Origin of the sequence: Romboutsia sp., from assembly GCF_051659545.1 — a bacterium.
Classification (GTDB): Bacteria; Bacillota; Clostridia; order Peptostreptococcales; family Peptostreptococcaceae; genus JBOFOR01.
In genome coordinates this window covers 1-7,537 of record NZ_JBOFOR010000226.1, presented here as the reverse complement: position 1 = coordinate 7,537, position 7,537 = coordinate 1, and the positions used below count along the sequence as shown (strand labels likewise).

Genomic DNA, 7,537 nt, shown 5'->3' with positions numbered 1-7,537 from the left:
TTTTGAAATATACATAGCTTTTATCCTATTTTTAAGGAGTGTGTGCTGTGATGTTCCTTCAGCAAATTTGGGATGCATTTTTTCACAGTTCTTAATAGTTGAAGATACAACTTTTAACGCTTCCTCTAATTCTTCTTTTGTATATTTGTCCATATAACTCCACCTCAGACTTCTTTTTATATTGTATAAATTATAGTTTAGTTCTTATTATATAACATATCTATGTGTGGAATATTATCCTCTAAATATTCATCTGAAATAGCTTCAAATCCAAGACTTTTATAAAAATCAAGTAAATATGATTGCGCTTGAATTTTAATTTCATTTTCATTTAGACTATTTTCTATAAACTCAATTGCTTTTAACATCATTTCTCTTGATATACCTTTACCACGATAATCTCGGCGAATACACACTCGTCCAATTGCAATTTCATCATAAGAAACTCCTTTTTCTAAGATTCTTAAATATGCAACAACTTTTCCATTATCCTCACTAAATAAATGGTATGAGTTTTCATCTTTACCATCACAATCCTGGTACGCACACTCTTGCTCTACAACAAATACCTCATTTCGTAATTCTAAAATTTTATATATCTCTTCAAGTTCTAATTCTTTAAATTTTTTCAACTTCCAATCCATCGCTTTACCTCCTCTAAAATAGTGATAACTGATTCTCATCACTCATATTGTTTAGTGATCCGTGGTTAGTTAAGGTTTCTATAACCGTCTTAGATATCTTAGTTCTCTTTCTTAACTCCTCTTTGGAAATAAACTCTCCATTATCTCTTTCTCTTTGAATATTAATTGCAGCATTTTCTCCAACCCCTTGTAATGCTATCATTGGAGGAAGCAACACTCCCTTACCTGGAACTTGGAACAACTGAGCATCTGATTTATATATATCCACCGGAAGTATCTTTATACCCCTAGCATACATTTCAAGTGCAACTTCAAGAACAGTAAGTATATTTTTTTCTTTAGTTGTTGCATCATTTCCTAAACTTTCTATTTCATGAATTTTACCTTTTATAGCATCAATTCCCTTTACTATTAAATCAGCATCAAAATCTTCTGCCTTAGTTGTAAAATAAGTTGCATAAAAAGCTTCTGGATAATGAACCTTACAATAAGCAAGTCTAAAGGACATCATAACATAAGCAACAGCATGGGCTTTAGGGAACATGTATTTTATCTTTTGACATGAGCCTATATACCACTCGGGAACATCATTTTCGTTCATTTCCTCTATATGCTCTGGTTTTAATCCTTTACCTTTTCTTACATTTTCCATTATTGTGAAGGCATTTTTAGGTTTTAATCCTTTAAATATTAAGTAGTTCATTATATCGTCACGAGTTGATATAACCTCATCTATTCCAACTATTTCTTCTCTAACTAAGTCTTGGGCATTGTTTAACCAAACATCGGTACCATGAGAAAGACCAGATATACGTACAAGTGCTGCAAAAGTTGTTGGCTTTGTATCAAGTAACATTTGTCTAACGAATTTTGTACCAAACTCCGGTATTGCTAGTGACCCTATTGGACAATTTATTTCCTCAGGTGTTACCCCTAAAGCCTCAGTTGAAGTAAACAATGACATTGTCTTAGGGTCATCTAGTGGTATATCTGTTGCTATTATACCTGTAAGATCTTCTAGCATCCTTATCATAGTCGGAGCATCGTGTCCAAGTATATCAAGTTTTAGTATACGTCCACTTATTGAATGATAGTCAAAGTGTGTAGTTATAACTCCACAAGATGTATCATTTGCAGGGTACTGTATAGGTGTGAAATCATACACATCTTTGTAGTGAGGAATAACCATTACTCCACCTGGATGCTGTCCAGAAGTTCTTTTTACTCCCGTACATCCATTGGCTAGTCTTAGGGCTTCTGCACTTGGTACATTTATATTATTTTCTTCTATATATTTTCTAGAATAACCATAAGCAGTTTTCTCAGCTACTGTACCTATTGTACCTGCTCTATAAACATAACCTTCACCGAATAGATTTTCTGTGTATTTATGAATTATTGGCTGATAATCTCCAGAGAAATTAAGGTCTATATCTGGTTCCTTATCCCCTTCAAATCCAAGGAAAACTTCAAAAGGTATATCATGCCCATCTTTTCTAAGTGGTTTTCCACACTTTGGACAGTCTTTATCAGGTAAATCTACCCCTGAACCATATTCCCCTATTTCAAAGAAATATGAATATTTACAATTTTCATCATCACAAATATAGTGAGCTGGCAAAGGATTAACTTCTGTTATATCACTCATAGTAGCTGCAAAAGATGAACCAACTGATCCTCTTGAACCAACTAGATATCCATCACTTAATGACTTTGTAACTAGTTTTTGAGATATAATGTACATCACAGCATATCCATTTCCTATGATTGAGTTTAACTCTCTATCTAATCTATTTATAACTACCTCTGGTATTGGATCTCCATAAATTCTTTTTGCCTTGACATAACACATATCTCTAAGCTCTACATCAGACCCTTCTATTTCTGGTGGAAAAGTACCATCTGGTATTGGCTTTATACTTTCTACCATATCTGCTATTTTATTAGTATTTGTCACTACTACTTCGTAGGCCAATTCGTCTCCTAAGTATCTAAACTCATCTAACATTTCATTTGTAGTTCTAAAATGAAGATAAGTTTCTTCTTCATCTACCTTAAATCCTTGAGAGTATTTAAGCACCTTTCTAAGAACTGCATCATGTTTATCTAAAAAGTGAACATCACCTGTAGCCACTGGTATTTTGCCAAATTGTTGTGCTACTTCTATCATTTTTCGGTTTAATTCTCTTAACTCTTCTTCACCTTCAACTTCGCCTTTATCTATCATAAATCTATTGTTGTCTATTGGCATAACTTCTACATAGTCATATAAATCTATTATTTTAGCCATTTCTTCATCATTTACATTTTTCTTTACAGCTTTAAATACTGCTCCTGCTTCACAGGCAGAACCAACTAAAATACCTTCTTTATGTTCTTCTAAGAAACTTCTAAGTATTCTCGGCGCTCTATAAAAGTGTTTCACATGAGCATCAGAAACTATTTTATAGAGATTTTTCAGCCCTGTATAGTTTTGAGCAATTAGTGTTACATGGTTAGTTCCTAGTTTTGTGTAATCTATTTTTCCTAAAACTTCATTTACTTCTTTTAACGTATTTACTCCCTTTTTAACTAGCATATCTAAAAACTTAACAAATATAAGGGCCGTTGCCTGAGCATCATCTACCGCTCTATGGTGATTTAAAAGGGGTACACCTAAAGCCTTTGCTACTACATTTAATCTGTGCCTTTTTAAATCTGGTAATAGTATTCTTGCTAATGTTAAGGTATCTACACTCTTATTTTTAAATTCTATATCTTGTTGTTTACATTTTTCACTTATAAAGCTCATATCAAAATCTGCATTATGAGCTACTAGTACACTATCTCCTATAAACTCTATAAATTTAGGTAATACTTCTTCAATTGTAGGTTTATCTTTTACCATATCATTAGTAATTCCTGTTAGTTCCTGTATCTTATAGGAAATATCTTTTTGAGGATTTATAAGTTCACTAAACTTACCTATAACTTCAAATTTTTCTATTTTCACAGCTCCAATTTCTGTTATGCTGTCATTTGTATTAGAAAATCCAGTTGTCTCTATATCAAAAACTACAAAGGTTTGTGAAAGTTCTTTGTCATTTGCATTTTCTATTATATCTAAGCTATCTTCTACTAAATATCCTTCTACTCCATATAGCACTTTAATATCATTAGCTTTAGCCGTATTCATTGCTTCTGGAAATGCTTGAACTACTCCATGGTCTGTTATTGCTATTGCTTTATGTCCCCATTTTGCAGCACGCTCTACAAGTTTTTTTGTTGAGCATATAGCATCCATTGAGGACATTTGAGTATGAGCATGAAGCTCCACTCTTTTTTCTTCACTTGTATCTTGGCGTTCTGACTTTTTTTCTTTTCTTATACCACTTATCGTTAGCGTAAGCTCTCTTTGATAAGTATCGTAAATTATGTCGCCTTTTATTTTTAAATATGATCCATTTTTAATATTATCTAATACAGCATCTTTGTTAATATCATTTAAGAAAAGCTTACAACATATAGAGCTAGTGTAATCTGTCACAGATAACATTAATAATATTTTCCCATTTCTAAGCTCTTTAGTTTCAACATCGAAAACTTCTCCCATTACCGCAATAGTTCCCGATGAGTTGCTTAAATTATTTATTTTTTCTATCATAGCATTTACATTTTCACCGTAAATTAATTCTTCATCCACCTCAGGTTTTATAACGTAAGCTGATTCCTCTTCCTCTGGTTTTTCTTCAGTAGATTTTATTTCTAATTCTTTAATTTTGTCTTCAGTTATTTTATCATGTCTATTTATTATTTTATTTATGTTTACTTCTTCATCTATCGCTTTTTCTATGAATATATCTACATCTATTCCTAATTCTTCACTCAAAGTACTTTTAAGCACATATATTACATTTTGCTTCATAAGCCTTTCATAAAATATATCCTTTGGAATTTTTATTTTTAATAAATTACCTATGCACAAATATTCTACCTGCTTATACCACCCTCCTATAGATGGGCAAATATCCTTTAAGATGTATAGTATATTTATCCAATACATTTTTATTATGTCCTTAGTTTGTTTTCTATCCAATCCAATATATCTAATTTTAATTTTTATATCTTTAAAATAATCTAATTTATCTTTTAATTCTTCTCTTAAAGTTTTTAAGATTTCATTTGAAATTATAGTTTTTGATGTTATATAAAAATAAACAACTCTATCTTCTTTAAAATATAATACTTTGTTGATATAAACTTCTTTTAGTTGTTTTGATAATATATTATTGTTTATTTCTAATTTTTCTAAGTATTCTTTTACTGTTTCCATAGCTTGCTCACTTCCTTCCTTAAAATAAATATTATATCATAGCCCAATACTGTTATTAGTATTTTTATTTGGGATTAGCTACAAATTTTATAATTTTTAATATTATATAAAAAGACTATAATTTGAGGCGGTGTTAATATGATTTGTTTTAATTCATCTGATCTTCGGGACATATCTATTTATTATAATGAACTTGGCCAAAAAAAATTACTAAAAAAATCTTTAATTAGTCTTAGTATAAATAAAAAAGTTTATCTTTATTACTCAAAAAACAGAAATATACCAATATGCACACTGCCTAAACTTAAGCTTATTCTATCTTCTAAGCAAGGTTTCTTATCTTTTTGTTATAATTTTTTTGCTTTTGCTAATATGTACGACTGTTGTATTCCAGTTTCTCCATCTAGCATAAAATCCATTTCAAAATTTGTAATGTCTCATGAGGTTGGCCATATACTTGATCCTGATATATATAACTCAAAAGAAGAATACACGATTATTTTAACCAGGCTTATAGATAAATTAATTGAATACGACATTGATATTAAAAACAACGATTTAATTAAAGGTAGCTTACCTTATGAAATTGAAGAATGTGTTTTAGACTTAAAAAGGAACTTAATTTCCAGGGAAACTAAAGCTTGGGATATTGCAAAATCATTTTTGGATTTTGAAAACAATGGGGAAGAATATATTTTTAGCAAAATAAAAGAATATGCTTTAGCTACTTATAATTTTGGAGATCTTAAAAATATAATAAAGGAGCATAATTTAGATACCTATTTCAAATATAGAAAGTACTTTTGAAATTTCGATTTAAAAAAACACCTCTAGATATCTAAAATGTCTAGAGGTATTCTTTTTACTTTTTGTAAGCTGGTACGTCGTATACCAAACTTGATTGTGAATCATACATATCTACTAATTTATACATTATTCCAGATATGCCATTTGCCCAATTTACATCTGTTGCATATTGGTGCCATGTATAACTGTAATTAAATTTCATTTTATATATAGTATTTTGATTGTACTTAGAATTTTTTATATAATTTTGAGCAATCCATCCAGCAGATCCATCAATAGTTGCTTCTACACTTGTCCATCCATTAGAATATGCAGCTTCTGCGCCTGATACATTCGCACTTTTATCTATTGCACCTATTCCGAAGAAATTATATACTGTGACAGGAGCATCTAAAGGCTCTCCCTTGTATGTAGTCAATGTTTGACCTTGAGCTAAGGTTGACTTTCCATATGCAGTTTCCCACATAGCATGTGATACAAGATATACAACATCTATATTGTATTTTTTTGCTGAATTTATAAATGTTTGTCCTTGATTGTAAAAAACATTAGTTCCTGATGTTGCCGGTGCTAAAGAGTTTAAATATGAATTCAACTCATTTACTGAAGCACCTTCTTTGTAGCTATCTATTCTTAAAAATTGTAACATTCCTTTTTTGCTACTAATAAAATTACTCGGATTTAAGAAATATTCTAAATCCGTTTTATCCGCTGGTACAAAAGCTCTTGCTTGTCTTATTGCATATGTTGTTAAAGCTTCTGTATTTCTCGGCTTACTAGAGTCTATTACATTTCCACCTACACTTATTCTATCATATTGAGCATTTACATGTTCATCTAAAGTATAATTTAATTGAGTATTGTTTACTGTTCCTCCACCATCTGTCACTGGAGGGTTTGTAGTCGGTGGATTTGTAGTTGGTGGTGGAGTTGGAGTTGGATTTGTAGTTACCTTTGTTAAGTATTGACTTGAAACATATCCTACTTTTCCATTGTAATCTATTTTAGACCATCCATTACCCTCAGACATTACTCCAACTTTATTTCCTTTACTCAAGGCACCTATCTTTCCATAACTTGTACTTGGACCACTTCTTACATTTAACCCATTTGTGTTTACTTCTTTCGTTTCTTTTATTTCTTCTGGCTTAGTGTCTGGATTTGATGTTGAAGGCGGATTTGGATTAGGCGGTGGTGTTGGATTTGGAGTTTGCGATGTATTTTTTAAATATCCAGTAGAAGCATATGCTGTTTTTCCATTGAAATTTATTTTTGACCATCCACTGCTTTCACTTATAACCTGTACTTTATTTCCTTGATTTAACTTTCCAACTACACCATAACTAGTTCCTGGTCCACTTCTTACATTTAATCCGTTTGTTGTTACTTCTTTTGTAACGTTACTAGAGTTACTTGACGATTGAGAATCTAAATACTTACTTGCTACATATCCAATTCTTCCATCTTGTTTTATTTTTGTCCATCCATTACTTTCAGATGTTACTTCTACTTTTGAACCTTTGTTTAATGTTCCTATAACTCTGTAGCTAGTACCTGCTCCACTTCTAATGTTAAGTCCATTTGTGTTTACTGTCTTAGTTATTCCACTTGTAGAACTGCCATTCGAAGCATTATTTACAGATATATAACTAGAAGAAGCCCAACCTTCTTTTCCTGAATTAGTTTTTATCTTATACCACCCATTTGATGATTGTACAATATCTACCTTATCATTTTGCTTAACTGTAAAGAGTACGCTATAATTAGTTCCTGC

General features: G+C 31.0%; 4 protein-coding genes. 1 reads left to right on the top strand and 3 read right to left on the bottom strand.

Annotation, left to right across the window (positions count from 1 at the left end; genetic code table 11):
* Nucleotides 1–197: 197 nt before the first annotated feature.
* Both ACRC03_RS12540 and ACRC03_RS12535 read right to left on the bottom strand, forming a co-directional pair.
* Nucleotides 198–644 (bottom strand): GNAT family N-acetyltransferase, encoded by a 447-nt coding sequence (locus ACRC03_RS12540; protein ID WP_438652913.1) that lies wholly within the window; start codon nt 642–644, stop codon nt 198–200.
* A gap of 13 nt (nt 645–657) precedes the next feature.
* Nucleotides 658–4,956, bottom strand: a complete 4,299-nt coding sequence (locus ACRC03_RS12535) for a PolC-type DNA polymerase III (protein ID WP_438652912.1) — start codon at nt 4,954–4,956, stop codon at nt 658–660.
* A 138-nt stretch (nt 4,957–5,094) separates the two neighbouring features.
* On the opposite strand from ACRC03_RS12535, the gene ACRC03_RS12530 reads away from it, so the two are divergent.
* The gene (locus tag ACRC03_RS12530; protein ID WP_438652911.1) at nt 5,095–5,763 is read left to right on the top strand and encodes a hypothetical protein; all 669 of its coding nucleotides are present in this window, start codon (nt 5,095–5,097) and stop codon (nt 5,761–5,763) included.
* Nucleotides 5,764–5,818: 55 nt separating this feature from the next.
* Here ACRC03_RS12530 and ACRC03_RS12525 read toward each other — a convergent pair.
* Nucleotides 5,819–7,537 (bottom strand): SH3 domain-containing protein (locus tag ACRC03_RS12525; RefSeq protein WP_438652910.1); only part of this gene is annotated, 1,719 nt, incomplete at its 5' end.

Bases quoted from the DNA above. Each gene is read 5' to 3' on its own strand.
- ACRC03_RS12535 (WP_438652912.1), bottom strand. From the start codon at position 4,956: ATGGAAACAGTAAAAGAATACTTAGAAAAATTAGAAATAAACAATAAT.
- ACRC03_RS12540 (WP_438652913.1), bottom strand. From the start codon at position 644: ATGGATTGGAAGTTGAAAAAATTTAAAGAATTAGAACTTGAAGAGATA.
- ACRC03_RS12530 (WP_438652911.1), top strand. From the start codon at position 5,095: ATGATTTGTTTTAATTCATCTGATCTTCGGGACATATCTATTTATTAT.